25 protein-coding genes are annotated in these 24,938 nt (G+C 66.0%); 10 read left to right on the forward strand and 15 right to left on the reverse strand.

Annotated elements, in window-relative coordinates; all coding sequences use genetic code 11:
• The first annotated feature begins 24 nt into the window (after positions 1-24).
• Together H0A72_RS02275 and H0A72_RS02280 are read left to right on the forward strand one after the other, a co-directional pair.
• Positions 25-483 carry a MarR family winged helix-turn-helix transcriptional regulator gene (locus tag H0A72_RS02275; protein WP_180153411.1) on the forward strand — a complete coding sequence of 153 codons (459 nt, stop codon included), beginning with the start codon at positions 25-27 and terminating at the stop codon, positions 481-483.
• Positions 484-608: 125 nt separating this feature from the next.
• On the forward strand, positions 609-1,034 hold the full coding sequence (locus H0A72_RS02280; RefSeq protein ID WP_180153413.1) for an organic hydroperoxide resistance protein: 426 nt from the start codon (positions 609-611) through the stop codon (positions 1,032-1,034).
• A 6-nt stretch (positions 1,035-1,040) separates the two neighbouring features.
• Here the strand turns inward: H0A72_RS02280 and H0A72_RS02285 are convergent, their stop codons facing one another.
• Complete coding sequence (locus H0A72_RS02285; protein WP_180153415.1) at positions 1,041-1,610, reverse strand: DNA-3-methyladenine glycosylase I; 570 nt, start codon at positions 1,608-1,610, stop codon at positions 1,041-1,043.
• A 48-nt stretch (positions 1,611-1,658) separates the two neighbouring features.
• Here H0A72_RS02285 and dinB point away from each other — a divergent pair, with 48 nt between their 5' ends.
• The gene (gene dinB / locus H0A72_RS02290; RefSeq protein ID WP_180153417.1) at positions 1,659-2,816 is read left to right on the forward strand and encodes a DNA polymerase IV; all 1,158 of its coding nucleotides are present in this window, start codon (positions 1,659-1,661) and stop codon (positions 2,814-2,816) included.
• A 3-nt stretch (positions 2,817-2,819) separates the two neighbouring features.
• Here the strand turns inward: dinB and H0A72_RS02295 are convergent, their stop codons facing one another.
• Positions 2,820-3,692 carry an MOSC domain-containing protein gene (locus H0A72_RS02295; protein ID WP_180153419.1) on the reverse strand — a complete coding sequence of 291 codons (873 nt, stop codon included), beginning with the start codon at positions 3,690-3,692 and terminating at the stop codon, positions 2,820-2,822.
• An 82-nt stretch (positions 3,693-3,774) separates the two neighbouring features.
• Between H0A72_RS02295 and H0A72_RS02300 the strand changes: the two genes are divergently transcribed.
• Positions 3,775-4,689 (forward strand): EamA family transporter, encoded by a 915-nt coding sequence (locus H0A72_RS02300; protein WP_180153421.1) that lies wholly within the window; start codon positions 3,775-3,777, stop codon positions 4,687-4,689.
• 56 nt (positions 4,690-4,745) lie between these two features.
• Complete coding sequence (locus H0A72_RS02305) at positions 4,746-5,936, forward strand: acetylornithine transaminase (protein ID WP_180153423.1); 1,191 nt, start codon at positions 4,746-4,748, stop codon at positions 5,934-5,936.
• 45 nt (positions 5,937-5,981) lie between these two features.
• Here the strand turns inward: H0A72_RS02305 and H0A72_RS02310 are convergent, their stop codons facing one another.
• Both H0A72_RS02310 and H0A72_RS02315 read right to left on the reverse strand, forming a co-directional pair.
• A complete protein-coding gene (locus H0A72_RS02310; RefSeq protein WP_180153425.1) occupies positions 5,982-6,155 on the reverse strand; it encodes a hypothetical protein in 174 nt (57 codons plus the stop codon).
• On the reverse strand, positions 6,152-7,882 hold the full coding sequence (locus H0A72_RS02315) for an FAD-dependent oxidoreductase (RefSeq protein WP_180153427.1): 1,731 nt from the start codon (positions 7,880-7,882) through the stop codon (positions 6,152-6,154). The genes H0A72_RS02310 and H0A72_RS02315 overlap by 4 nt, the downstream gene beginning before the upstream one ends.
• A gap of 161 nt (positions 7,883-8,043) precedes the next feature.
• Between H0A72_RS02315 and H0A72_RS22400 the strand changes: the two genes are divergently transcribed.
• Positions 8,044-8,790 carry an IclR family transcriptional regulator gene (locus H0A72_RS22400; RefSeq protein WP_343287140.1) on the forward strand — a complete coding sequence of 249 codons (747 nt, stop codon included), beginning with the start codon at positions 8,044-8,046 and terminating at the stop codon, positions 8,788-8,790.
• A gap of 5 nt (positions 8,791-8,795) precedes the next feature.
• On the opposite strand, the gene H0A72_RS02330 is transcribed toward H0A72_RS22400, so the two are convergent.
• Genes H0A72_RS02330 through H0A72_RS02355 form a run of 6 tightly spaced genes read right to left on the reverse strand, consistent with a single transcriptional unit; the run spans position 8,796 to position 15,220 of the window.
• On the reverse strand, positions 8,796-10,106 hold the full coding sequence (locus H0A72_RS02330) for an MmgE/PrpD family protein (protein ID WP_180153429.1): 1,311 nt from the start codon (positions 10,104-10,106) through the stop codon (positions 8,796-8,798).
• 29 nt (positions 10,107-10,135) lie between these two features.
• Positions 10,136-11,332: an acyl-CoA dehydrogenase family protein gene (locus H0A72_RS02335; RefSeq protein WP_180153430.1), complete on the reverse strand. Its 1,197-nt coding sequence runs from the start codon at positions 11,330-11,332 to the stop codon at positions 10,136-10,138.
• Positions 11,333-11,349: 17 nt separating this feature from the next.
• Positions 11,350-12,276, reverse strand: a complete 927-nt coding sequence (locus H0A72_RS02340; RefSeq protein WP_180153431.1) for a hydroxymethylglutaryl-CoA lyase — start codon at positions 12,274-12,276, stop codon at positions 11,350-11,352.
• Positions 12,273-13,415 carry a CaiB/BaiF CoA transferase family protein gene (locus tag H0A72_RS02345; protein ID WP_180153432.1) on the reverse strand — a complete coding sequence of 381 codons (1,143 nt, stop codon included), beginning with the start codon at positions 13,413-13,415 and terminating at the stop codon, positions 12,273-12,275. The genes H0A72_RS02340 and H0A72_RS02345 overlap by 4 nt, the downstream gene beginning before the upstream one ends.
• 4 nt (positions 13,416-13,419) lie before the next feature.
• Positions 13,420-14,217 (reverse strand): enoyl-CoA hydratase/isomerase family protein, encoded by a 798-nt coding sequence (locus tag H0A72_RS02350; RefSeq protein ID WP_180153433.1) that lies wholly within the window; start codon positions 14,215-14,217, stop codon positions 13,420-13,422.
• Between the two features lie 13 nt (positions 14,218-14,230).
• Positions 14,231-15,220 carry a Bug family tripartite tricarboxylate transporter substrate binding protein gene (locus H0A72_RS02355; protein ID WP_180153434.1) on the reverse strand — a complete coding sequence of 330 codons (990 nt, stop codon included), beginning with the start codon at positions 15,218-15,220 and terminating at the stop codon, positions 14,231-14,233.
• Positions 15,221-15,336: 116 nt separating this feature from the next.
• Between H0A72_RS02355 and H0A72_RS02360 the strand changes: the two genes are divergently transcribed.
• On the forward strand, positions 15,337-16,128 hold the full coding sequence (locus H0A72_RS02360; protein ID WP_180153435.1) for an IclR family transcriptional regulator: 792 nt from the start codon (positions 15,337-15,339) through the stop codon (positions 16,126-16,128).
• Positions 16,129-16,183: 55 nt separating this feature from the next.
• Here the strand turns inward: H0A72_RS02360 and H0A72_RS02365 are convergent, their stop codons facing one another.
• Positions 16,184-18,352, reverse strand: coding sequence for a malate synthase G (locus H0A72_RS02365; RefSeq protein ID WP_180153436.1), 2,169 nt, complete (start codon positions 18,350-18,352; stop codon positions 16,184-16,186).
• 129 nt (positions 18,353-18,481) lie between these two features.
• Between H0A72_RS02365 and H0A72_RS02370 the strand changes: the two genes are divergently transcribed.
• Entirely contained in the window at positions 18,482-18,769 is a 288-nt protein-coding gene (locus tag H0A72_RS02370; protein WP_180153437.1) for a 4a-hydroxytetrahydrobiopterin dehydratase, read from the forward strand.
• A 33-nt stretch (positions 18,770-18,802) separates the two neighbouring features.
• Here H0A72_RS02370 and H0A72_RS02375 read toward each other — a convergent pair whose 3' ends face one another.
• Positions 18,803-19,732: an AEC family transporter gene (locus tag H0A72_RS02375; protein ID WP_180153438.1), complete on the reverse strand. Its 930-nt coding sequence runs from the start codon at positions 19,730-19,732 to the stop codon at positions 18,803-18,805.
• A gap of 191 nt (positions 19,733-19,923) precedes the next feature.
• On the opposite strand from H0A72_RS02375, the gene H0A72_RS02380 reads away from it, so the two are divergent.
• Positions 19,924-21,378, forward strand: coding sequence for an AMP nucleosidase (locus H0A72_RS02380; protein ID WP_425502534.1), 1,455 nt, complete (start codon positions 19,924-19,926; stop codon positions 21,376-21,378).
• A 55-nt stretch (positions 21,379-21,433) separates the two neighbouring features.
• Positions 21,434-21,931, forward strand: a complete 498-nt coding sequence (locus H0A72_RS02385) for a nucleoside 2-deoxyribosyltransferase (RefSeq protein WP_180153440.1) — start codon at positions 21,434-21,436, stop codon at positions 21,929-21,931.
• Between the two features lie 46 nt (positions 21,932-21,977).
• Here H0A72_RS02385 and H0A72_RS02390 read toward each other — a convergent pair whose 3' ends face one another.
• Genes H0A72_RS02390 through H0A72_RS02400 form a run of 3 tightly spaced genes read right to left on the reverse strand, consistent with a single transcriptional unit; the run spans position 21,978 to position 24,909 of the window.
• Positions 21,978-23,009, reverse strand: coding sequence for a DctP family TRAP transporter solute-binding subunit (locus H0A72_RS02390; RefSeq protein WP_180153441.1), 1,032 nt, complete (start codon positions 23,007-23,009; stop codon positions 21,978-21,980).
• A 59-nt stretch (positions 23,010-23,068) separates the two neighbouring features.
• The gene (locus H0A72_RS02395; RefSeq protein WP_180153442.1) at positions 23,069-24,367 is read right to left on the reverse strand and encodes a TRAP transporter large permease; all 1,299 of its coding nucleotides are present in this window, start codon (positions 24,365-24,367) and stop codon (positions 23,069-23,071) included.
• The gene (locus tag H0A72_RS02400) at positions 24,364-24,909 is read right to left on the reverse strand and encodes a TRAP transporter small permease (RefSeq protein WP_180153443.1); all 546 of its coding nucleotides are present in this window, start codon (positions 24,907-24,909) and stop codon (positions 24,364-24,366) included. The genes H0A72_RS02395 and H0A72_RS02400 overlap by 4 nt, the downstream gene beginning before the upstream one ends.
• Between the last annotated feature and the right edge of the window lie 29 nt (positions 24,910-24,938).

Consider the following 24,938-nt stretch of genomic DNA (forward strand, 5'->3'; position numbering starts at 1 on the left):
TGCGCGCGATTTAATATTGCACTCATGAAGCAGAAAGACACGCATAACCCTGCGGCAAGCCTATTGCTGGACGACCAGCTTTGCTTTGCGCTTTATTCCACCAGTCTTGCGATGAACAAAGTTTATCGCAAGTTGCTGCGTTCGCTGGGCATCACTTATCCGCAGTATCTCGTCATGCTGGTGCTATGGGAAGGCGACGAGCTGACCGTCTCGGAAATCGGCGAGCGGCTGTTCCTGGATTCCGCCACGCTGACGCCTCTGCTCAAGCGGCTGGAACTGGCCGGCCTGGTCCGGCGCGACCGCGCGCAGAACGACGAGCGGCAGGTGATCGTTTCCCTGACGACGGCCGGCAGGGCGCTGCATGCCAAGGCCCGGATGGTGCCGGTGGCGGTTACCTGCGCCACGCAATGCTCGGCCGAAGAACTGGCCGCCACCAAGCTGGCGCTGGAAAGGCTGCGGGGGCATTTTCTGGAGCATGAATGAAATGATGGGGTTTGCTGCAGCGTCTTGCAATATGTATCGTGTGCGATTTAATCGTGTAACAAAATCTGGCTCCAAGAGCCGGTATCCCTGGCAGTTCGCCAATTCTTTCACTCAAGGAGAGTCGTATGTCTATCGAAAAAGTTCTCTATCGCGCCCAGGCAACCGCCACCGGCGGGCGTGACGGCCGCGCGGTGTCGTCGGACGGCGTGCTGGACGTCAAGCTGACGACCCCCGCCGAACTGGGCGGCGCGGGCGGCTCGGGTACCAATCCCGAACAGCTGTTCGCCGCCGGGTATTCGGCATGCTTCCTGGGGGCGCTGAAGCTGGTCGCCTCGCGGGAAAAGGTGGAGCTGCCCGCCGATACGAACATACAAGGCACGGTGGGCATCGGCCCCATCCCCACGGGTTTCGGCATCGAGGTGGAACTGAAGATCTCGGTGCCCGGCCTGGACAAGGCCCAGGCCAAGGCGCTGGTCGACAAGGCCCACATCGTTTGCCCGTATTCCAACGCCACGCGGGGCAATATCGACGTCACCCTGACCGTCGTCTGACCGGCATCAACCCGGGCCCGCCAGCATGCCGTGGCGGAAGCAGTCGGTGGTGTGGTCCATGAAGCAGCCCACCGCCTGCAGATAGGATTGGCAGATGGTGGGCCCCACGAAGTTGAAGCCGGCCCGTTTCAGCGTGCGGCTCATCCGCTCCGCCTGGGGCGTGACCACGGGCACGCTCTGATGGTTTGGGTAGTGGTTGACGATGGGGCGCCCGCCCGTGAACGACCAGACCAGCTCGACGGGGTCGCGCAGCGCCAGCCAGGCCCGCGCATTCCGGCGGGCGGCGTTCAGCTTGAGGCGATTGCGGACGATGCCGGGATCCCGGAGCAGGGCTTCGATGTCGGCGTCGCGCATGCCGGCCAGCTTTTCCGGGTCGAAGCCGTAGAGCACTTCGCGATAGCGCGGCCGCTTTTTCAGGATGGTGATCCACGACAGCCCCGCCTGGAAGCCTTCGAGCAGCAGCATCTCGAAAAGATGCCGGGGGTCGCGGCTGGGCACACCCCACTCGTGGTCGTGGTAGGCGATGTAGTCGGGGTCGCCGCTGCACCAGCGGCATCGCTTGTAGTGGGCGTCCATGGCGTAAATGTAGCACTGCGCGCGCCCCTCTATAATCCGGTATCTATCATGGATACCGAAAGCCCACGCCGCATCGCGCACCTGGACATGGACGCCTTCTATGCGTCGGTGGAGCTGCTGCGCTACCCCGAATTGCGCGGCCTGCCGGTGGTCATAGGCGGGGGCGGCGCCTCGCAGCCCCGCACGCTGCCCGACGGCTCCAGGGTATTCACGCGCCTGGGCGCTTACGTCGGCCGGGGCGTGGTGACCACTTCCACCTACGAGGCCCGCGCGCTGGGCGTGTTCTCGGCCATGGGCATGATGAAGGCCGCGCAGCTTGCGCCCGAGGCGGTGCTGCTGCCGGTGGACTTCACCGCCTACCGCCATTATTCCCGGCTGTTCAAAACCGCCGTCGCCGGTGTGGCCGGACACATCGAGAATCGCGGCATAGACGAGATCTACATCGATCTTACCGGGCATCCGGAGGAAACGGTGGCGTTGGCGCAGCGGATCAAGCAGGCGGTCAAGTCGGCCACGGGCCTGTCGTGTTCGATCGGCGTTTCGCCCAACAAGCTGTTGTCCAAGATCGCCTCGGATCTGGACAAGCCCGACGGGCTGACCATCATCGGTCCGGGCGACCTGGAAAAACGCATATGGCCCCTGCCGGTCGGCAAGGTGAACGGCATAGGCCCCAAGGCGAACGCCCGCCTGGCGGCGCTGGGCATCAGCACCATCCGCGACCTCGCGCATGCGCGCCCGGATCTGCTGCAGCGGCATTTCGGCCTGACCTACGCGCGCTGGCTGGTGGACGTGGCGCATGGCGTGGACGACAGGCCGGTGGTCACGCACTCGACGCCCAAGTCCATCAGCCGGGAAACCACGTTCGAACGGGATTTGCACGTGAAGCATGACCGGGAGCTGCTGTCGCGGATTTTTCTGGAACTATGCGAGGATCTGGCGGGCGATCTGCGGCGCAAGGGTTATGTGGGCCGGACGATAGGCATCAAGCTGCGCTTCGATGATTTCAGGACGGTGACGCGCGATACGACGCTGACGGCGGCGACGTGGGACGCGGGGGTGATTCACCGGGCGGCGGGCTTATGCCTGAAGCGGGTGAGTTTCGATCATCGCCTGCGATTGCTGGGGGTGCGGGTGAGCAGCCTGGCGCCCGGGGGCGGGGCGGATGCGCCGGAGAGCGGGGCGCCGGTCCAGCTCAGCTTGTATTAGGGTTCAGATCGCATACTCCAGCGCGGCCTCGTCCCCCACCGCGAGCCGCGCACCCGGCCCCGCGCCCGCCACCACCGCATTGACGCCAAACAGCACGCCTTCCTCGAACCGGCGGTGTTGCGCCAGTGTCAGGCCGGGCTCGGGACGCGACTGCGCCGTGGCCTGATCGATATTCGGAATCGGGCAGCGCGCACAGCGCTTCACGAAGGCCAGCGTCATGGGGCCGATGCGGACCGCGGACAGATAGTCCTCCTCGTAGGGTTCCAGGCCCTGCAGCACGATGTTCGGCCTGAACCGATTCATCGGCACGGGCGGCTCGCCCTTGGCGGCCAGCTGCCGGTTGAGCTCGTCCAGCGAAGCCTGGTTCGCCACCAGAAAAGGGAAGCCGTCGGCGAAGCCGAAATGATGCTTTTCGGGGAACTCGGGCACCAGGTCATAATTGTGCAGCCGCCAATTGTGGACGTGTTCCGGGCTGGCGATGCGCATGGCCAGCGGGTGTACGCGCAGCAGCCGGCAGGGCGTGCCCAGGAAACGGCTCAGCCATTCCGCCGCGCCGTCGCCCTCGTCGAAGCCCAGGGTGTCGCTGCGCCAGATTTTGACGGGAACCTGGGCGGGGTCATCGGTGTCGGTCAGCCAGGGCACGGTGTGCGCCGGCATGCCGGGCGCCGCGAGCACCAGGTCGTCGCCCGAGAAGCTTGGCCGTATCAGCGCCATGCGGGCGTGGCCGCGCTGGGTCATGAAAATGCCCTGCGCGTCCACGACCACCCATTGGCGGTCGCGGAACAGGCCGCCCTGGCTGACGGGGGAGTGTGCGTGATCGATGCCGGCGCATGATTTGACCGGATAGGAATGCAGGCTGAGTATCGTGGCGGTCATGGTTGTGGTGAAGTGGGGGCCGAAATTCCGGCGTATCCGGCGATAATACCCGCTACACAAAACATACTGCAAAGGACGTTTCATGCCCCTGATGGACTGGCTGGCGGCGTTGGTGCTCATTACCGCCTGGGGCCTGAATTTCGTGGTCATCAAGCTTGGCCTCAGCGAGATTCCGCCCCTGCTGCTGGGCGCCTTGCGGTTCGTCCTGGTGATCTTTCCCGCCATATTCTTCATCAAGTGCCCGCCGCTGCCCTGGCGGCTCATCGTGGCGTATGGCCTGACGATCAGCCTGGGCCAATTCGTCTTCCTGTTCACGGCCATGCACGTCGGCATGCCGGCCGGGCTGGCCTCGGTCGTGCTGCAGTCGCAGGCATTCTTCACCGTGCTGCTGGCGGCCGTGTTCATGAAGGAAAGCGTGCGCTGGAACAATGTGCTGGGCGTCGCGGTGGCAGTCGCCGGCCTCGTCCTCATCGAGCAGGGCGCCCAGAGCGGCGACATGCCGCTGCTGGGGTTCTTCCTGACGCTGCTGGCGGCTTTTAGCTGGGCCATGGGAAACATGGTCGCCAAAAAAGCCGGCAAGGCCGACGTGCTCGGCCTGGTGGTGTGGGGCGCGCTGGTGCCGCCCTTGCCTTTCTTCGTCCTGTCGCTGGTGTTCGAAGGGCCGGAGGCCATCCGGCATAGCCTGGCCCACGTCAGCCCGGTCGGTATATTCGCGGTACTGTATTTGTCGCTGGCCGCGACCATCGTCGGCTACGTGCTGTGGGGCAGGCTGCTGGCCCGGCATCCCGCGAGCAAGGTCGCGCCCCTGAGCCTGCTGGTGCCGCTGGTCGGCCTGGTGTCGGCGTCCGTCTTCCTGGACGAGCGGCTGGGGGTCATTCAATGGCTGGGCGGCGGGGTGGTCATGCTGGGCCTCGCCGTCAATATATTCGGCCCCCGCGTCACGGACGGCCTCATCCGCCGCCGGCGGCGCGAGGCCGGGGGAACGCTACTGCGTTAAAATCCCCGCGCAGGGCTTGCTGCCATTACCGCTACTTTTGACTACAGGATGCAAAAATGAAATTTGATCGGTCGGGCGTGGACGCGCTCATGGAAATCACCTCGCGTCCCGAACTGGTTTTCGTGCGCGGACAGGGCTCGTGGCTGGAAGACCACAATGGCAAGCGATACCTCGACATCGTGCAGGGCTGGGCGGTGAACAGCCTGGGCCATTGCCCGCCCGAGCTGGTCAAGGCGGTGACCGACCAGGCGGCTTTGCTGATCAACCCGTCGCCCGCGTTCTACAACCAGCCGTCCATGGAACTGGCCAAGCGCCTCACCGGGGCATCCTGCTTCGATCGCATCTTCTTCGCCAACAGCGGCGCCGAAGCCAACGAAGGCGCCATCAAGCTGGCGCGCAAGTGGGGGCAGCTCAAGCGCAACGGGGCATACAAGATCATCACCTTCGACCACAGCTTCCATGGCCGCACGCTGGCGACCATGTCGGCATCGGGCAAGCCGGGCTGGGACCGCATTTTCGCGCCGCAGGTCGAAGGCTTCCCCAAGGCCAATCTGAATGACCTGGAGTCGGTGCGCGCGCTCATCGACGACCAGACCGTGGCGATCATGCTGGAGCCCGTGCAAGGCGAGGCCGGCGTCATTCCCGCCACGCGCGACTTCATGCGCGCGCTGCGCAAGCTGGCCGACGACAACGGCCTGCTTTTGATCGTGGACGAAGTGCAGACCGGCATGGGCCGCACGGGCAAGATGTTCGCCTACCAGCTCTCGGACATCACGCCCGACATCATGACGCTGGGCAAGGGCATAGGCGGCGGGGTGCCGCTGGCGGCCCTGTGCGCGCGTGCAGAGGTTTCGGTGTTCGCCCATGGGGATCAGGGCGGCACGTACAACGGCAACCCGCTCATGACGGCGGCCGGCGTGGCGGTGTTCGACGCGCTGGCGGCGCCTGGCTTCCTGGATGCCGTCAATGCGCGCGCCGCGCAGCTGGCGCAGGGCCTGAACGCGCTGTCCGGCAAATGGGGCATGAAGGGCGAGCGCGGCGAAGGGCTGCTGCGCGCGCTGATGCTGGATCGCGACGACGGCCCGGCCATCGTCGATGCCGCGCGCGATTGGTCGCCGGAAGGCATGCTGCTGAATGCGCCGCGCCCGAACCTGTTGCGTTTCATGCCGGCGCTGAACATCACCGAACAGGAAGTCGATCTGCTGCTGGCCAGGCTGGACGAGGTCATCGCCAAGGTCCGTTCCTGATCCGGGTTTCCGCGCGCAAGCAAGCCGCCGCAAGGCGGCTTTCTTTTACGTGCTGAGCGCGGCGCGTTCTATCAGCGCTTCGATTTTGTCGGCATCGCCGATTTCCAGCATGGCCAGCAGCGCGAAGCGGCTGAGCATCCCCGCGGCGGCGCCTTCCCCCAGTTCGCCCAGGGTGTGGCACAGCTTCGTGTAGACTCGGTCCAGGTCGAGTTCGGTCATGGTTGGCCTCCGGTACGGCTGTTGGATGGATGCAGGATGCGTGTCGCGGCCCGTACGATGCCGTCCGGCCGCGCCGAGCGCCAGCGGCCGGCGACGTGGCCGTCGGGACGGACCAGGTAGGTGGCGCCGGCTTCGGCGTCGTACAGCCGGAAGGCCGCGCCGGTCGGGTCGAGCAGATGGACGCCCTGGGGAGCCGCGCCGGCGCCGCGGACGACCGGCAGGAGGTCGACGTCCACGCCCTCGCGCTGGAGCCGGGCATGGGCGTCGGCGACGTCGGCCGGCGCGCCCTGGCCCGCGTCGAAATGAAGGATCAGGAAGCGGCCCGGCGGCACATGGTCGCACAGATGGCCGTCGAGCGGCGCGCGGGGCGGGGCATGCAGGACGACGGGCGCGTTGGGCAGCACGGTGCCGGCGGCCGGGCCGCCGCGGAAGGCGGCGTCTTCGCTGTCGGGGGCGTTGAGGCTGGAATCCGCATAGGCGATGGCGCTGGTCTGGCGCGGGTTGATCAGGCTGCGCACGCCCGGGGTATCGCCCGCCAGGCTGAGCACGGCTTCGCGCATGAGCTTGAAGGCGAAGGTGGGCGGCGCCATGAACTCGGTGCTTTTCATGCCGCTTTTCAGGTTCTCGTGGGCGGCGAACACGCGTTCTTCGGAATAGCTGTCCAGCAGCGCGCGGTCGGCCTTGCCGTGCAGCACGGCCGCGAGCTTCCAGGCCAGGTTGTCGACGTCGTCGATGGCGGAATTGGCGCCGCGCACGCCGAATATGGGAACGAGATGGGCGGCGTCGCCGGCGAACAGCACGCTGCCGTGCAGATAGCGCTCGAGCGTCAGGGCGTTGGCCTTGTAGATGGTGATCCACAGCGGCGACCATTCGCCCGTCTGGCCGATCATGTCCAGGTGGGCCTTGACGCGGGGCAGCACGTTCTCGGGCTTGACGGCTTCTTCGGGGTCTTCGCCTTCGCGCAGCTGATAGTCTATGCGCCAGACATTGTCGGGCTGCTTGTGCATCAATATGGTGGAGCCGGGATTCGAGGGCGGGTCGAACCAGGCCAGGCGTTCCGTGGGCAGGTCGGTTTCCAGTTCGATGTCGGCGACCACATAGCGGCCTTCATAGGCCGTGCCCTTCAGTTGCAGGCCCAGGGCCTCACGCATGAAACTGCGCCCGCCGTCGGCGGCGATGACCCAGTCGGCCTGGATTTCGTACCGGTCCCGGCCGCTTTCGACCTGCAGCAGCGCGCCCTGTTCATCGTTGGACGGCACGGCCGTGACCCGTGAGTTCCAGCGCAGGTCTATGGTGCCGGCCGCTTTTTCGCAAGCCTGCACGAGCGCTTCTTCCAGATAGTACTGCTGCATGTTGACCATGGGCGGCAGCTTCTGGTTTTGATCGTGCGGCATGGTGAAATGCAGCACCTCGCGGTCGCGGTAGTAGGACCGGCCGCCCGTCCATGGCAGCCCGACGGCCAGCAAGGCCTCGGCGACGCCCAGGCGGTCGTAGATTTCCAGGCTGCGCCGCGATATGCAGATGGCGCGGCTGCCGTAGCAGACGGTGTCGTCGGCCTCGATGACGACGGTCTTGACGCCTTGCGCGGCCAGGGCGAGCGCCGCGGTCAGGCCGGCGACGCCGCCGCCCACGACCACGACGGGGTGGGATTCGCGCGCGGCGCCGCCGCGCGGCGGGGCGCTGCGCTGTTTGAAATCGAAGGGATACGCTTTGAGCGCGGTATGCATGTCTTGCCCTCGTCGCTGACAGATGGATATGAGATTGGACCGATTTATTGTTATTCGATAATCAAGTCTATTTCCAAATCTGATTTAAGTCAATTTTCTTTTTAAATGAGATAATTGTCGTTTTCCAGGAGGGCACCGCCATTTCCAAGGACAAATCCGTCATCCACCGCGTCTCCGCCATCCTGTGCCTGTTCGGCCCGGAACGCGCGCTGATCGGCATCGACGACATCGTCCAGGCGCTGGACATCAGCGCGGCGTCGGCGTACCGCTATGCGGCGGACATGGTCGAGGCCGGCCTGCTGTCGCGCCTGGCGGGGCGCTATCGCCTGGGCATGAAGATCATCGAGCTGGAATACCTGATCAGCACGGGCGATCCCATCATCGCCGCCGCGGGCGGCCTGATGGCGGACCTGGCGCGCGGCACCGGGGGCGACGTCCTGCTGTGCAACATGTACGACCGGACGCTGGTCAACGTGGCGCATGTCGCGGCCGGCAAGCCCATCCCTTTGCGCTACAGCAAGGGTCTGCCCATGCCGCTGTTCAGGGGTTCGCAAGCCCATGTGGTGCTGGCCTTCATGGAGCGGCGCCGGCTGAAGCGCCTCTACGAGGCGGCGCTGCAGGACCCCGCTAGCCGGGACGACGCATTGCGCATGGGCGCCGACTGGGCCGCGTTTTCCCGCCGGCTGCGCCAGGTGCGCAAGCAAGGCCATTACGTCTCGCGGGGCGAGCTGGACCCGGGCGTCACCGGCATCGCCGCGCCGGTGTTCGGCGACGGCGAGATCCTGGGCAGCCTGGTGATCGTGCATGGCCGGGCGGGCATGGCCGAAGCCGAGGAAGCCGAGTTCGCAAAGCTGGCCATGGCCGCGGCGCGGCGGCTGTCCGACCGGATACAGGGAATCGCCGCCTGAATCGTTCAGGGGCGATCGCCCAGCAGGCCGCGCAGCCGGGCGATCAGGGCGCGGACCTCGGCCTCTTCGGCCGGGTCGGCGCAGCCCAGCACCTTGGCTTCGATCTGTTCGGGCGCCAGGGGCAACTGGGCGTGCCCGACGGCGAAACGAATGGGCCCGCTATCGAGCACGGTCTGATTCTTCAGGGTGATGCACACGCGGTCGGTATAGGCGAAGCTGGGCTCGATGGGGCATTGCGAGTCCAGCTCCTGCATGCGCACCCTGGGCATCAGGCCTCGCACGGCGGGGTCGGACAAGGTCTCCGCGCTCAGATGCCGCAAGCCGACCTCGCCGAAGGCCAGGGCGCAGGCGCAAGCGAAGGGCATGCTGAACTTGGCTTCCAGCGGGCCCGCCGGACGTTCGTATTTCAATACCCGCGCGTTGGTGACGCTGACGTGGGCGTCGATGCGCTCGACGTCTGCGGGCCGCAGCCCGTGCCGGTTCCTGAGGCCGATCACGCCGTCTATGACCCGGTGCATGGCATAGCAGACGGGGTATTTCTTTACGCTCGGGCGCACTTGGCTGATGGCGAGTTCGCCGGTTTCGAAGAAGGGCGTTTGCCGATCGGGCGGCCGCTCCGATGAAAGAGCGGTCAGCAAGCCGGTGGGGCCGTCCAGGGCGTCCATGGACGCCGTCATGCCCAGCAGGGCGAGGTCGACGGCGCTAATGGCTTGTTCGGCGGCCCAGCCTGCATGCAGGGGCTTGGTCATGGAGCCGAAGTTGGCGACCAGGCCGGACGCGCGGCTGGCGGCGATGCCCAGGGCATGGGCGGTTACGTCGGGCGCGGTATTGCGCAGGGCGCATAGCGCGGCGGCGGCGCCCATCGTCCCCAGGACGGCGGTCGGATGCCACCCTTTCACGTGCAGGGGGTCGGGCAGCCGCCGCAGCAAGTCGGCCCAGACCTGGTAGCCCTTTATATAGGCGCTCACCAGGGCGGGGCCGCGGGCGCCCGTGTGGTCCGATTCGGCGAGCAGCGCCGGCACCAGCACCACACTGGGGTGCCCGGCCAGCGCGACATCGTCCAGGTCGAGCGCATGGCCCGACACGGCATTCAGCATGGCGGCGGCCGCGACGCTGTGCCGCTCCTCGGAAAACAGCAGGCGCGCCGCCCGGTCGTTTCGATAGCGCTGATCCAGCCAGGCTGACAGTTGCCGCGTGACGGCCTCATTGCGGCCCGACAATATGCAGCCCGCCGTGTCCAGGAACGCGACGAGCACGGTGTCGCGCAAGCTCGCGCCGATGCCCGCATGGATGTCCAATGCGATGAATCGCGCCATTTGCTGAGCCAGGGTCGCCATGTCGGACCTTAGAAGGAACGGGGCATGCCCAATACATGCTGCCCGATGTAAGACAGTATCAGGTTGGAGGAAACGGGCGCGATCTGCATGACGCGGCATTCGCGCCATTTCCGTTCCACGTCGTATTCGGCGGCATAGCCGAAGCCCCCGTGGGTTTGCATGCAGGCTTCGGCGGCATGCCAGGCGGCTTCCGACGCCAGCAGTTTGGCGATATTGGCGTCCTCGCCGCAGTCCAGGCCGGCGGCGAAACGGGCGGTTGCCTTGCGCACCATCATTTCAGCCGCCTCGGTTTCCGCATAGGCGCGGGCAATGGGAAACTGCACGCCCTGGTTCTGGCCGATGGGGCGGCCGAACACGATCCGTTCATTGCCGTAGGCGGCGGCGGTCTTGATGAACCAGCGCGCGTCGCCTATGGCTTCCGATGCGCACAGTATCCGTTCCGCGTTCATGCCGTCCAGGATGTAGCGGAAACCCTTGCCTTCGCTGCCCACGAGATTGGCGGCCGGCACCACCAGGTTGTCGATGAAGACCTCGGTGGTGTTGTGGTTGATCATCGCCCGGATCGGCCGGATCTCGACGCCGCTGCCTTGCGCCGTCCGGAGGTCCACCAGGAACACCGAGATGCCGTCGGTCTTCTTCGAGACCTGTTCGGCGGGCGTGGTGCGCGCCAACAAAAGCATCAGGTCTGAATGGCGCGCGCGCGACGTCCAGACTTTCTGGCCGTTGATGATGTAGTTGTCGCCGTCGCGCACCGCGCGGGTCTTGATCTGGGTGGTGTCCGACCCCGTGGTGGGCTCGGTGATGCCGAAGGCCTGCAGGCGCAGCTTGCCGCTTGCGATGTCCGGCAGGTATTTTCTTTTCTGTTCCTCGCTGCCATGGCGCAGCAGCGTGCCCATGATGTACATCTGCGCGTGGCAGGCGCCGGCGTTGCATCCGGCCGCGTGTATTTCTTCCAGGATCACCGAGGCGGCGCGCAGGGGCAGCCCGCTGCCTCCGTATTCCTCGGGGATCAGGGCGCCCAGGTAGCCGGCCTCGGTCAGGGCCGCGACGAATTCCGATGGATAGCCCTGGCGTTCATCCAGGTCGCGCCAGTAGGCGCCGGGGAAATCGGCGCAGATCCGCCGCACGCTCGCGCGGATGTCGTCGTAGTCCATGCCGAGCTCGATGGAGACCTCGCGCGGCGCTTCGGTGTGTGGTGTGCTCATGATCAGCCTTTCCGGTATCAAGAATGAACGGCGCGCGGCAGGCCCGCGCGCGACAATGCGCCATGCAGCGGCTCGTGCGGCAGCAATTGCGCCAGCCAGCGGCGCACGGCCAGGAGCTTTTCCAGGTCGACGCCGGTGTCCACCCCGTATTCGTCGAGCAGGAAGCACAGGTCTTCCGTGGCGATGTTGCCGGTTGCGCCCGGGGCGAAAGGGCAGCCGCCCAGGCCGCCCAGCGACGCATCGAAGCGGGTCGCGCCGGCGTCCAGCGCGGCCAGGACATTGGCCATGCCCATGCCGCGCGTATCGTGGAAATGCGCGCCCAGGGGAAGGCCGCCCAACTCATTGCGCAGCCGGGTGAACAATTCGCGGACTTGGCGGGGGCCGGCGAAACCGACGGTGTCGCCCAGCGAGAGTTCGTCCACGCCCGCCGCCGCCAGCCCTTCCGCCAGCGACAGCACCAGCTCAGGGGAGATCGCACCCTGGTAAGTGCAGCCGAAGGCGGTGGCGATCGCTCCGGTTATCCGGGGCCTGCCGGGCAGCGAGCGCAGCGAAGCGATCAGCTGCCTGACGGCCGCCAGCGCGTCTTCGGGCGTCGTCCGGGCGTTCTTGGCGGAATGCGCGGCGCTGGCCGAAATCACGAAGACGATGCCGTCGACGCCGGAAGCGAGCGCGCGCCGGGCGCCTTTGTCGTTCAGGACCAGGGCCGAGAGCGCCGCCTTGCATTGCCGCTTGCCGCGCGCAACGAGGTCTTCGGCGTCGAAGAATTGCGGCAGCACGTGCGCGGGCACGAAGGAGGTGAGTTCGAAGGCCGGAATGCCGGCGTCGGCTTCCCGCGCCAGCCAGGCCAGCTTGTCTTCGGTGCCGATGGTCGCCAGCCCTTGTATGCCATCGCGCAGGCCGACCTCCCGCACCAGCACTTCGGGGGCGTTCGGATGCGGGCTCATGCGGTGGCCTCCTGTTTCGGCGTGTTCAGGGCGGGCGGCGCCTTGCGTATTTCCGGACGCCTGCCGTCCAGCCTCAGCGGAAGGCCCATGAACTTCATCGCGCTGCCGGGAACGTCCTGCAGCACGCCCAGCGCCCGGGCCTGTTCGCAGCCGAAGGCTTCCGCGGTGTCCTGGACGGGCGCGCAAGGCACCTGGGCGTCGCGCAAGGCCATGATCCAGTGGTCGCGCGTTTGCAGGGCGACTTCGGCCTGGATGAGCCGGTCGATCTCCTTGCGGTGCACGACCCGCGCCGGGTTGGAGCGGAAACGCGGATCGTCGGCCCATTCTGGATGGCCCAGCAAGGCGCTGAGCTTGCCGAACAGCGCATCGTTGCCGGCGGCGATGACCAGATGCCCGTCGGAGGCGAGATAGGCGCCGTAGGGAACGATGGTCGCCGCTCCGGATCCGTGGCGGCCGGGGATTTCTCCGCTGGCGAGATGCTGCGCGCCGGCGACCTGCATCCAGCCCAGGGCCGTCTCGAACAGGGAGACCTCGACCCGCGTGCCCTTCCGGTCTTGCCGGCGCTGCAGCAGAGCTGAAAGAATGCCGATCGCGGCCCACATGCCGGTCGCGCAATCGATGACGGAATAGCCGGTGCGCACCGGAGCCTGGCCGGGTTCGCCGGTGACGCTCATGAGGCCGCCATAGGCCTGCATCAGCGGATCGTAGCCGGGCAGGCCGGACAGCGGGCCGCCGCGCCCGAATGCGCCCATGTCGCAATACACCAGCTCGGGCTTGCGGGCTTGCAGCGTCCCGGCGTCCAGCCCCAGCGATTCCAGGACGCCGGGCCGGAAGTTCTGAATCACGACGTCGGCGTCGCGCAGGATCTGGTCGCGCAATCGCGCCACCTGCGCCGCATCCCGGAAGTCGCACACTTGCGACGTCTTGTTGCGATTCAGCGTCTGGAACATGGCGGACGCGCCTTCCCAGTCGGGAGGCCCCCAGTGGCGGGCGTCGTCGCCTCGGGGTTTCTCGATCTTGATGACTTCAGCGCCAAGGTCGGCCAGAATCTGGCCGGCGAACGGCGCGGCGACATTCTGCCCTATTTCGAAGACCGTATGGCCGTCCAGGGGCAAATGGCGGTTCGAGCTGCCGGACATGGTGCTATCTTCCTTTGAAAACGGGTTTCCGCTTTTCGTTGAAGGCCAGAATGCCTTCCCGGCGGTCCTCGCTGTGGACCATTCTTTGGTAGGCCTCCAGCTCGAACATCATTCCGGAGTTCAGGTCCATCTGCAGGCCATAATGGATGGAATGCTTGGCCTGGCGCACCGAAAGCGGAGCGTTGCCGGCGATGCGCTGCGCCGCCTCCAGTGTCTTGGGCAGCACGTCTTCGGGCGCGAACAGGCGATTGACGACACCCCATTCCAGCGCTTCCCGGGCGCTGAAGGGGGCGGCGGTCAGGATGAGTTCCTTGGCGCGCCGCTCGCCGACGGCGCGCGGCAGCGATTGCGTGCCGCCTCCGCCCGGCATGATGCCCAGCGAAACCTCGGTCAGGGCGAAGCGGGCATCGTGCGAGGCATAGGCGAAGTCGCACTGCAGCAGCAATTCCAGCCCGCCGCCGTATGCGGCGCCATTGACGGCCGCCAGCACCGGCAAGGGGCAATTGAGGATATGCCGGAAGGTGCGCTCGAACAGCTCATGCTGCAGCACCCATTGTTCTTCGGTCAGCGTCTTGCGCTCTTTCAGGTCGCCGCCCGCGCAGAACGCCTTGTTCCCCGCGCCGGTGAGGACGACGCAGCGATACTTGCGGTGTTCGAGCTCCAGCGGGTGGAAAACCTCGTACAGGTCCCGGCCCGTCTGGGTATTGAAGGCATTGGAGAATTCGGGGCGATTGAGGGTGACCAGCAGAACGCCCGGGATGGGCTCGTCGACCAGCAGGGTTTCGAATTGGCTCACGTGCATACCTTCCTGACGGTTATTTCTCAGTGGGCCGCAGGCCCAGCATTTGAGCGGCGGACGACCAGCGATTGAAGTCGGCCTCCACGAAACGGGCGAAGTCGGCGGGCGTGTCCGAGCCCACGGCCAGCAGTCCGGATGCGGCGAAGCGCTCGATGACGTCCGGACTCTTGAGCGCGTCCTGCATTTCCTTGTGCAGCCGGGCGATGACCTCGGGCGGCGTCCCCGCCGGCGCGAAAGCGCCCATCCATCCTTGCGATTGGAAATCCTTGAGGCCGGGAATGCCGGTTTCCGCGATCGAAGGCGTGTCGGGCATCATGGGGGAACGCTGGGGAATGGTGACCGCCAGGCCTTTCACGGTGCCGGCGTCGATCTGGCGCATGGCCGACGCCATGCCGTCGAACAGCACCTGGATCTGGCCGCCGATGAGGTCGGTCAGGGCCTGGGCGCTGCCCTTGTAGGGGATTTCGGTCAGTTCTATGCCCGCGGCCGACTTGAACAGTTCGGTGGTCATCTGGCTGATGGTGCCGGGGCCGAGCGAGCCGTAATTGAGCTTGCCCGGATTCGCCCTGGCATGGTCGATGAGCTCCTGCAGGGTGTTGAACGGGGAATCCTTGCGTACCACGATCACCATCGGCCCCTGGGCCAGCAGGGAAATGGGGGCGAGCTGCTTGACGGGATCGTAGGGGACTTTCTTGACGGCGGGTATGACGCTGACCGGCGACAGGGACGTCACGGTGATGGTGTAGCCGTCGGGCTTGGCGCGCGTGACGTATTCGATGCCTATGATGCCGCCCGCGCCGCCCTTGTTGTCGACAACGAAGGGTTGCCCCAGCGCGTCCTGCAGCTTCTGTGCGATGGTGCGCCCGACCAGGTCGGCCGAATTGCCGGGCGGAAACGAGATCACGGTCGAGACCGGGCCGGCGGGATACGCGGCGGCTGCGATCGAGAAAGAGGTGCACAGTCCGGCCAAGCCGACGGCCGCGCTGCGCCATGCTTTTGCTTGCATTGTTCGTTGTCTCCAGAGGAATGTGGGTGCGCGCTCGCCAGCTCGAGCGAGCCGAGGTATTATCCTGTCAAATATTGGACTTAATATTGGTCAAATTCCACGATATGGACTTAACAATGAAAAAAACCGAGACGGGAGGCACGCAGAGCATCGGGCGGGCGGCCGCCGTGCTGCGCGCCGTCGCAGCGGCGGGCCAGGCGGGCTATGGCCTGGCGGACGTGGCCGCCCACGTCGGCATCGAACGGCCCACCGCGCATCGCATCTTGCGGCGTCTGGTGGACGAATCCTTGCTGGTCCAGGACCCGTCGAGCCGCGTCTATCGGCTGGGGCCCTTGCTATACGAGCTGGGCCTGGCGGCCCAGCCTTCGGTGCCGGCTTTGCAATGGTGCTCGGAAGCCCTGCGGGATTTGTCGAGAATCACGGGCGACAGCGCGTTCCTGACGGTGCGCAGCGGCCTGGACGCCGTGTGCATGGATCGCCAGGAAGGGCATTTTCCGATCAAGGTGCTGGTGCTTGGCGTCGGCCAGCGCCGGCCGCTGGGCTGCGGTGCGGGCAGCATTGCGTTGATGAGCCTGATGCCGGACCAGCAAGTGGAGGAATTGCTGGAGCGCAATGCCGCCAGGCTGCGGGCGCGCGACGAACCTTGCACCGCGCGCTTCATGGAGATGGTGCGGCGCGCGCGGGAAGACGGTTATTCCACCAAGGACGCGCCCGATCTTCCCGTGCGGTCCTTGGGGGTCGCGCTCGGCGATGCATACGGGCACGGCATCTGCGCGCTGAGCGTATCCACGCTGACGCCCCGCGTGGAGCAGCGCCTGGATTTGATGGTGGATGCCTTGCGCAGCGTGGCGAGGGACCTGGGCGTCAGAATGCGCGGTTCCACGTTGCGCGGGCCGTTTCCGGGGTAGCCGGGCGCCTGCCGGCCCGCAGCGCTTGCGCGTGCGGGCCCGAAGCGGAGCGCGGCTAGGCGCGGGCTTGCGCCTTGACCACTTGCCGCCACTGGTGCAGCAGCGGCTCGGTGTAGCCGTTGGGCTGTTCCAGGCCCTTGAAGACCAGGTCGCAGGCCGCCTTGAACGCGGCCGAGGTGTCAAAATTGCCCGCCATGGGCCGGTAAGCCGGGTCGCCCGCGTTTTGGGAATCGACCACGGCGGCCATGCGCTGCATGGTTTCCATGACCTGTTCCTTGCTGACGACCCCGTGGCGCAGCCAGTTGGCCATGTGCTGGCTGGAGATGCGCAGGGTGGCGCGGTCTTCCATGAGGCCGACGTTATGGATGTCGGGCACCTTGGAGCAGCCTATGCCCTGGTCGATCCAGCGCACGACATAGCCCAGGATGCCTTGGGCGTTGTTGTCGAGCTCTTCCTGGATTTCCCGGGCCGACCAGCTGGTGTCGGCGGCGACGGGAATCGTGAGGATTTTTTCCAGCAGGGGTTCGGACTTGCCTTCCATGCCGCGCTGGATTTCCTGGACGTCGACCTGGTGATAGTGCAGGGCGTGCAGCGTGGCCGCGGTGGGCGAGGGCACCCAGGCGGTGTTGCCGCCGGCCTTCAGGTGGCCGATCTTCTGGACCAGCATGTCGGCCATCAGGTCGGGCATGGCCCACATGCCCTTGCCGATTTGCGCCTGGCCGCGCAGCCCGCATTCCAGGCCGGTCTGCACGTTGTTGCGCTCGTAGGCGTCGATCCAGACGCTGCGCTTCATGTCGCCCTTGCGCACCATGGCGCCGGCCTCCATGGAGGTATGCATTTCGTCCCCGGTGCGGTCCAGGAAGCCGGTGTTGATGAAGGCCACGCGCTGGCTGGCCGCCGCGATGCAGGCCTTGAGATTGGCGCTGGTGCGGCGTTCTTCGTCCATGATGCCCATTTTCAGGGTGTTGGGCGCCAGGCCGAGCAGGGCTTCGGTGCGCGCGAACAATTCATTGGCGAAGGCGACCTCCGCCGGGCCGTGCATCTTGGGCTTGACGATGTAGATGGAGCCTGCGCGCGAATTGCCCTTGCGCGCGAGGTCGTGCATGGCGATGAGCGAGGTGAAGACCGCGTCGAGTATGCCTTCGGGGACTTCCCGGCCGGCTTCGTCGAGCACGGCGGGATTGGTCATGAGATGGCCCACGTTGCGGATGAACATCAGCGAGCGGCCGTGCAAGGTGCGCTTGTCGCCCTTCAGGTCGGTGTATTCGCGGTCGGGGTTCAGGGCCCGCGTGAAGGATTTCCCGCCCTTGGAGACTTCTTCCGTGAGGCTGCCGTCCATCAGGCCCAGCCAGTTGCGGTAGGCGGCCACCTTGTCTTCGGCGTCGACGGCGGCGATGGAGTCTTCGCAATCCATGATGGTGGTGACGGCCGATTCCAGCACCAGGTCCTTGATGCCGGCGGCGTCCTGCCTCCCGATCGGGTGGGTGGCGTCGATCTGGACTTCGAAGTGCAGCCCGTGGTGCCGGAACACGAGGGCCTCGGGCGCGGAGGGCTGCCCGCGATAGCCCACGAACGAGGCGGGATCGGCCAGCGTGGTGTCCTGCCCATTGCGCAAGGCGACCCGGAGCCCGCCGTCGGCGACCGCGTAGGCCGTGGCGTCGGCGTGCGAGCCCTGTGCCAGCGGTATGCTGTCGTCCATGAAGCGGCGCGCGTAGGCGATGACTTTCGCGCCGCGCACGGGGTTGTAGCCGCCGGCACGGGTGGCGCCGTCGTCTTCGGGGATGGCGTCGGTGCCGTACAGCGCGTCGTACAGGCTGCCCCAGCGCGCGTTGGCCGCGTTCAGGGCGTAGCGCGCGTTGGTGATGGGCACGACCAGCTGCGGCCCCGCCTGCTGGGTGATTTCGGCGTCGACGTGGGTGGTCTTGACGGCCACGTGCTCGGGGGCGTCTTGCAGGTAGCCGATTTGGCGCAGAAAAGCCTGGTAGGCGGCCTGGTCCCGGATGGGGCCCGGGTTGCGGCGATGCCAGTCGTCGATTTCGGCCTGGAGGCGGTCGCGTTCCGCCAGGAGTTCGCGGTTGCGCGGCGCGAGGTCGTGTACGAGTTCGTCGAGGCCGGACCAGAACGCTTCAGGGGCGACGCCTGTGCCGGGCAGCGCTTCGCGCTCGACAAATTGATAAAGCTCCGTAGCAACTTGAAGCCGCTTGCATGAGGTTCTTTCCGTCATCACGCTTCCATGGTAAGAGGTTGATAATACAAGGTAGTATGGACTGCGGGGAGCAAGACCTCAACCGCGCCCCAGTCAAAGGACTTGCAACTTAAAGTTCCTACCGGACTCAAGGACAAGGACATCGCGATGAAAAGCCAACTGAAACTGATAGGAGCGCCCTCGGCCCTTTTGCTGCTCGAAGGCTGGGCCGCCGTCGAAGGGCGCGACGCCATTCACAAAACCTTCATCTTCAAGAATTTCAATGAGGCGTTCGGCTTCATGGCGCAGGTGGCGATGCAGGCCGAGAAGCTGGACCACCACCCGGAATGGTCGAACGTGTACAACCGGGTCAGCGTGACGCTGACCACGCACGACGCCAAGGGCGTGACCGAGCGCGACGTGGCGCTGGCCCTGTTCATGGACCAGCTGGCCTGACGCGCGAGCCGATCGCCGTCGTCCAGGATGCCGTCAGGCGCCTTCCAGCAGCGCGACCAGCACCGAAACGGTCGCCAGCGACAGCACGGTGGAAATCAGTATCGCCCGCGAGGTGACGGCGGGTTCGCGCTGGTACAGCTGCGCCAGCATGAAGGGGCCGGTGCCCACCGGCAGCGCCGCGAGCAGCACGGCGGTGCCGGCCCATAGCGGCGGCATGCTGAAGACCCAGTACGCCAGAATGAAAGTGACCAGCGGGTGCAGGACGAGCTTCAGCCCGACGATGCGCCAGACGGCGCCGTGGCGGGCCCGGGGCTGGTCCTGCGCCAGGAACAGGCCTATGGTGATCAGGGCGCAGGGGCTGGCCGCCGCGCCCAGCAGGGCGGTGAACTGCTCCAGGGCGTAGGGCAGCGGCCATTCCAGCGCGGCCACGATCAGGCCCAGCAGCGGCGACACGACCAGCGGGTTGCGGCTCAGCGACCGGCTCACCTTGGCCAGGGTATGGAGCAGATTGGGCGAACCCTGCAGGTCGATTTCGATCAGGACGATGGCGAAGGCGAACAGCACGCAGGCCGTCAGCAGCGTGGCGAGCACGACGGCGGGCAGCCCCGCTTCGCCGAACAGCATCAGGCACAGCGGAATGCCCATGAACCCGGCATTGGAATACGAGGCGGCCAGGCCTTCTATGCTGGCGTCGGCCAGGCGCCCCCGGCGTTGGCGATCGGTGAAGTACGAGACCGCGAACACGATGGCGATGCCCAGGGCGGTGGCGGCCAGGTACCCGGGCTGGTTGATCTGTTCCCAGCTGATCTTCGCCATGGCCTGGAACAGCAGCGCGGGCAAGGCCATCCAGACCACGAATTTGTTCAGGGTTTCGACGGCCGCGGGCCCCAGCAGGCGGTTGCGGGCGCTGAGGTAGCCGAGCAGAATGAGCGCAAACAGCGGGAAGACGGCGTTGATGATCACGCTCGATACGGCCTTTTAAGTTGGCGGGCCACGGCCCGTCGTTTTCGGGTTCGGGGGTATTAAACCAATATCCGCCCTTTTTGTCATGGTTGCTTTATATACTGTGGCGGCAGGGCAGCCGAACTCTCTTTCAGGTAACAGACATGTTTGATTCACAGGATGCGGTCAACCCGATCGCGCTCCCACCGGTCATGCCGTTCACCAGCTATACCGATGCCCGGGCGGCGGTGGAGCGCCTGGTGGAAATCTATGACCGGAACACCGCTTTCATCCGCGACGGCTTCGCGGCATACGTGAAAAGCGGCATACCGGGCAAGCGGCGCATCCGCGCCTGCTATCCGGCCATCCGGATCAAGGTCGCCACCTACCAGGAAGTCGACAGCCGGCTGTCATATGGGCACGTGGTCGAGCCGGGCGTGTACATGACGACCGTCACCCAGCCCGCCCTGTATTTCGATTATCTGCTGGAGCAGATCGGCCTGCTGATCAAGAACCACGGCGTGCCGGTCGAAGTGGGCGAGTCCGACATGCCCATCCCTCTGCATTTTTCCTATGTGGACGGCCAGAACGTCGAGGGCGTGTATTCCGAATCCCTGCTGGGCGACGCGCTGCGCGACCACTTCGACGTGCCCGACCTGGCCGTGACCGACGACGCCATCGTCAACGGCACCTGGAAGGGCAGGCGCGAAGACCCATTGCCGCTGGCCCCGTTCACGGCGCCGCGAGTGGATTATTCCCTGCACCGCCTGCAGCATTACACGGCCACGGCGCCGGCGTATTTCCAGAACTTCGTGCTGTTCACCAATTATCAGTTCTACGTCGACGAGTTCTACCAATGGGCCAAGGAGACGCTGGCCCAGGCCGAGGGCGGCTACACCGCCCTGGTCGAACCGGGCAACATCATCACCCGGCCGGGGCCGGACGCCGAGCGCGAAGGCCAGCCGCTGATGCGCAACCCGCAGATGCCTTCCTACCACCTGCTGCGCGACAAGCACAACGGCATCACCCTGATCAACATAGGCGTGGGCCCGTCCAACGCCAAGACGATCACCGACCACGTCGCGGTGCTGCGGCCGTCGGCCTGGCTCATGCTGGGCCATTGCGCGGGGCTGCGCACCACCCAGCGCCTGGGCGACTATGTGCTGGCCCACGGCTACGTGCGCCAGGACCACGTGCTCGACGACGACCTGCCCCTGTGGGTGCCCGTGCCGCCGCTGGCCGAGATCCAGATCGCGCTGGAACAGGCCGTGGCCGACGTCTCCGGCCTGGAAGGCTGGGACTTGAAGCGCATCATGCGAACCGGCACGGTCGCCTCGATCGACAACCGCAACTGGGAATTGCGCGACCATCACGAACCCGTGCAGCGCCTGTCCCAGTCGCGGGCGATCGCGCTCGACATGGAATCCGCCACCATCGCGGCCAACGGCTTCCGCTTCCGCGTGCCCTACGGCACGTTGCTCTGCGTGTCCGACAAGCCGCTGCACGGCGAACTCAAGCTGCCCGGCATGGCCAGCGATTTCTACCGCACCCAGGTCAACCGGCATCTGCATATCGGGATCCGGGCGCTGGAATTGCTGCGGGACATGCCGCGCGAGCGCCTGCATTCCCGCAAGCTGCGCAGCTTCATAGAAACCGCTTTCAAATAAAGACGAGGGATGGAGCGGCGGGGCCCGGTCCGCGCCGCCCGCCCGGGAGCAGCACGTGAAAACCATTTATCTCGCAGGCTTCGACGTATTCCGCCCGGATGCCCGCGCCTGGGGCTCGACGCTGAAGCTGCTTTGCAGCAAATACGGCTACGAAGGCCTGTACCCGCTGGACAACGAGACCCCCTCGGGCATGTCGGGCCACGAGCAGGCGCGCTGGATCTGCAAGGCGAACATCGCCCTGATCCAGCGGGCCGATATCGTGATGGCCAACGTCAACCCCTTCCGCGGGGCCGAACCCGATTCGGGCACCGTGTTCGAAGTGGGCTACGCGGCCGCGCTGGGCAAGCCCGTGTGGGTCTATACCAGCGAAGCCCGGCCGCTGGTCAAGCAGGTGGCGACGGCGGTGATGCCCACCCCGGCGGGGCGCTGCCACATCGATGCGCAGGGCTATACCGTGGAGGATTTCGGCCTGAATCTGAACCTCATGATCGCCTGCTCGGCGAAAGTGGTGATCGGCTCGGCCGAGGACTGCCTGGCGGAACTGGCGGAGTAGGCGCGGCCCGGCCGGCCCGCCCCGCCCCGCCGCGCGGCTTACTGGCTTACTTCTTGCGATTGGCGATGTCTTTCTGGGCCTGATCGACGAGCTGTTCGCCGACAGTCTTCTTCCATTTGTCGAAGACCGGCTTGGTCGCCTTGACGAAGGCCTCGTGCTGTTCAGGCGTCAGGGAGGTGACTTTCACGCCATGGCCTTCGATGGCCTTGAGCAGGGACGGGTCCTCGGGGGTGACGCCCTTGCGCGCCAGCACGATCTGTTCCTTGCCCGATTCGATCGCGGCCTCGCGGACGATCTTGCGGTCCTCTTCCGTCCAGGATTCCCACACCTGCTTGTTCACCACGAAGATCAGCGGGTCGGCGACGTAGTTCCAGAGGGTCAGGTTCTTCTGGGCGACGTCGTGCAGCTTGGCGGCGGCGAAGATGGACAGCGGGTTCTCCTGGCCGTCGACGGCGCCGGTGGCGAGCGCGGGCTGTGCATCCGCCCAGCTCATTTGCGTGGGGTTGGCGCCCAGGGCGGTGAAGGTGTCGATGAAGAGCGGCGAGCCGACGACGCGCAGCTTCAGGCCCTTCATGTCGTCGGGCGACTTGATCTCGTGCTTGGAGTTGCTGATCTGGCGATAGCCGTTCTCGCCCCAGGCCAAGGGCACGACGCCCGCTTTTTCGATGTCTTTGAACAAGACCTTGCCGACTTCGCCGTGGATGAGGGCGTCGATGGCGGCGTAGTCGGGCATCAGGAAGGGTAGGGAGAACAGATTGAGCTGCTTGACTTGCGGCGACCAGTTGATGGTGGAGCCCAGCGCCATGTCGATCAGGCCCTGGCGGATGGCGGTGAACTCGCGGGTCTGGTCGCCCTGCACCAGCGATACGCCCGGATACAGCTTGATGTTGATGCGCCCGTTGGTGCGCTCGCGGACCTTGTTGGCCCAGATTTCGGCGCCCTGGCCCCAGGGGAAGGCCGTGCCGACGACGAGCGAAAGCTTGTATTCGGACTTGTAGTTGGCCGCCTGGGCGGTGCCGGCAAGGCCCAGCGCTGCGATGGAGCAGGCGAGGGCGCCGAGCAGTGTGCGGATTTTCATGGGGTCTCCTTTTCGCGGATGCGTCAGTGGTGAGTATGGCCGCGCGGGCGGCCGTCGGGTCAGTACCCTAGGTATCGAGGCAGCCACAGGGCCAGCTCGGGGAAAATGATAACCAGGACCAGCACGGTGAACATGGAGCACAGCAGCCAGACCACCCAGCGCACGGTGCTTTCCATGGGCACCTGGGCGATCCGGCAGGCCACCATGAGGTTGACCGCCAGGGGCGGCGTGAACTGCCCCAGGGCGACCTTCAGGGTGAGCAGCACGCCGAACCAGACCGGGTCCCATCCGTACGCATTGACGATGGGCATGAGCAGCGGCACGAAGATCAGGAAAATGGAGATGCCGTCCAGGAACATGCCCAGTATCATGATCAGCGCGATGAGCAGGGTGAGCACGCCGTACTCGCCCAGGCCGGAATTGACGATGGCATGGGCGATGGGGTCGATGACGCTGAGCGTGGACAGCGCCCAGGCGAAGATGCCGGCCAGCGTGACCACCAGCATGATGACGGCGGACAGCTCGGCGGCTTCGCGCAGGATGATGAAGAGGTCGCGGAATTTGATGGTGCGATGCACCACCATGCCGACGAACAGCCCGTAGAACACGGCCACGACGGCGGCTTCGGTGGGCGTGAACAGGCCGATGCGCATGCCGCCCAGGATCAGCACCGGCGCGGCCAGGCCCCAGGATGCCTCGAACAGGCTGCGCCAGAACGGCGGGCGCGGCAGGGATCTTTCATGGCCGCCCATGTCGTGGCGGCGCGACAGCCACACCGCCGGCACGATGAGCGCGATGCCGGCCAGGATGCCGGGCACCATGCCCGCCGCGAACAGGGCCGGCACCGAGGCCTGGGGCACCAGGATGGAGTAGACGATGAAGGCGATGGAAGGCGGGATGAGGATGTCGGTGGCCGCCCCCGCCGCGACGATGCTGGCGGAGAAAGGCCGCGGATAGCCCGCGCGGCTCATGGCGCTGATCATGACGGCGCCCACGGCGGCGGCGCAGGCCGGCCCCGAACCCGAAATGCCGCCCAGGAACATGGCGACGGCGATGGCGACCAGCGGCAGCATGCCCGGCCCGCGCCCCACGATGGAAATGGCGAAGTTGACCAGGCGGCTGGCGACGCCAGAGCGGTCGAAAATGGACCCGACCAGCACGAACATGGGGATGGCCAGCAGCGGATACTTGGCCAGCCCGGCGTAGAAGTTCTGCGGAACCGCCAACAGGCCGAACCACTGGGTGTCCAGGTTGGACAGCACGATGGCCAGTGTGCCGGCGATGCCCAGGGCCACGCCCACCGGCATGCCGACGACCATCAGCACGATGAAGACGACGAACAGCGTGGCGACGATCATGTGCGGGACTCGCCGGTGCGGGAATGCAGCAGGCGGCGCAGGATGCCCGCGATGCGCAGGGAGATGCCCAGGGCCAGCACCGGCATCCAGACCGTATACCACCAGTTGGGGATGCCGATGGCCGGCGAGGTGTCGCCCCAGGTGTAGTCGTCGTAGACCATGCGGCCCGAAAGAATGGTGAGCAGCAGGAAGAAGAGCAGGACCAGGGCGTTGACCACGATGGCAAGCCTGCGCTGGCGGGATTCGGCGCCGCTGTCGGCGTAGGCTTCGATGCGGATGTGCTGGTTGCGCACGAAGGCGGTGGCGCTGGCGGTCATGGTCAGCACGATGAGCAGGAAGACGGAGATTTCCTCCGACCACGCGAAGGAGCCGTCCGTGAAGTAGCGGACGAGCACGTTGGCGAAGGTGATGAGCGCGAGCGCCGCCATGATCAGCACCGAGATCCAGTCTTCGATCTTGAGCGGCACTTTGACGGGAGGATCTTTGGGCACGGCCACGACGAAATCGGAATCGTCGGCGGCCTTGTCATGGGCATGTGGCATTGGAATACGGGAAAACGAGCAAGCTTGAA

The sequence above is a fragment of the Parapusillimonas granuli genome, assembly GCF_013416525.1.
In the GTDB taxonomy this organism is placed as follows: Bacteria; Pseudomonadota; Gammaproteobacteria; order Burkholderiales; family Burkholderiaceae_B; genus Parapusillimonas; species Parapusillimonas granuli.

Excerpts from the sequence above, each read along its gene's own strand:
- H0A72_RS02280 (WP_180153413.1), top strand. The coding sequence starts at position 609 with ATGTCTATCGAAAAAGTTCTCTATCGCGCCCAGGCAACCGCCACCGGC.
- H0A72_RS02330 (WP_180153429.1), bottom strand. The coding sequence starts at position 10,106 with ATGGCGCGATTCATCGCATTGGACATCCATGCGGGCATCGGCGCGAGC.
- dinB (WP_180153417.1), top strand. The coding sequence starts at position 1,659 with ATGGATACCGAAAGCCCACGCCGCATCGCGCACCTGGACATGGACGCC.
- H0A72_RS02285 (WP_180153415.1), bottom strand. The coding sequence starts at position 1,610 with ATGGACGCCCACTACAAGCGATGCCGCTGGTGCAGCGGCGACCCCGAC.
- H0A72_RS02340 (WP_180153431.1), bottom strand. The coding sequence starts at position 12,276 with ATGAGCCCGCATCCGAACGCCCCCGAAGTGCTGGTGCGGGAGGTCGGC.
- H0A72_RS02335 (WP_180153430.1), bottom strand. The coding sequence starts at position 11,332 with ATGAGCACACCACACACCGAAGCGCCGCGCGAGGTCTCCATCGAGCTC.
- H0A72_RS02315 (WP_180153427.1), bottom strand. The coding sequence starts at position 7,882 with ATGCATACCGCGCTCAAAGCGTATCCCTTCGATTTCAAACAGCGCAGC.
- H0A72_RS02390 (WP_180153441.1), bottom strand. The coding sequence starts at position 23,009 with ATGAAAATCCGCACACTGCTCGGCGCCCTCGCCTGCTCCATCGCAGCG.
- H0A72_RS02345 (WP_180153432.1), bottom strand. The coding sequence starts at position 13,415 with ATGTCCGGCAGCTCGAACCGCCATTTGCCCCTGGACGGCCATACGGTC.
- H0A72_RS02400 (WP_180153443.1), bottom strand. The coding sequence starts at position 24,909 with ATGCCACATGCCCATGACAAGGCCGCCGACGATTCCGATTTCGTCGTG.
- H0A72_RS02275 (WP_180153411.1), top strand. The coding sequence starts at position 25 with ATGAAGCAGAAAGACACGCATAACCCTGCGGCAAGCCTATTGCTGGAC.
- H0A72_RS02380 (WP_425502534.1), top strand. The coding sequence starts at position 19,924 with ATGCCGTTCACCAGCTATACCGATGCCCGGGCGGCGGTGGAGCGCCTG.
- H0A72_RS02360 (WP_180153435.1), top strand. The coding sequence starts at position 15,337 with ATGAAAAAAACCGAGACGGGAGGCACGCAGAGCATCGGGCGGGCGGCC.
- H0A72_RS02310 (WP_180153425.1), bottom strand. The coding sequence starts at position 6,155 with ATGACCGAACTCGACCTGGACCGAGTCTACACGAAGCTGTGCCACACC.
- H0A72_RS02300 (WP_180153421.1), top strand. The coding sequence starts at position 3,775 with ATGCCCCTGATGGACTGGCTGGCGGCGTTGGTGCTCATTACCGCCTGG.
- H0A72_RS02365 (WP_180153436.1), bottom strand. The coding sequence starts at position 18,352 with ATGACGGAAAGAACCTCATGCAAGCGGCTTCAAGTTGCTACGGAGCTT.
- H0A72_RS02370 (WP_180153437.1), top strand. The coding sequence starts at position 18,482 with ATGAAAAGCCAACTGAAACTGATAGGAGCGCCCTCGGCCCTTTTGCTG.
- H0A72_RS02295 (WP_180153419.1), bottom strand. The coding sequence starts at position 3,692 with ATGACCGCCACGATACTCAGCCTGCATTCCTATCCGGTCAAATCATGC.
- H0A72_RS02350 (WP_180153433.1), bottom strand. The coding sequence starts at position 14,217 with ATGCACGTGAGCCAATTCGAAACCCTGCTGGTCGACGAGCCCATCCCG.
- H0A72_RS02355 (WP_180153434.1), bottom strand. The coding sequence starts at position 15,220 with ATGCAAGCAAAAGCATGGCGCAGCGCGGCCGTCGGCTTGGCCGGACTG.
- H0A72_RS02305 (WP_180153423.1), top strand. The coding sequence starts at position 4,746 with ATGAAATTTGATCGGTCGGGCGTGGACGCGCTCATGGAAATCACCTCG.
- H0A72_RS02395 (WP_180153442.1), bottom strand. The coding sequence starts at position 24,367 with ATGATCGTCGCCACGCTGTTCGTCGTCTTCATCGTGCTGATGGTCGTC.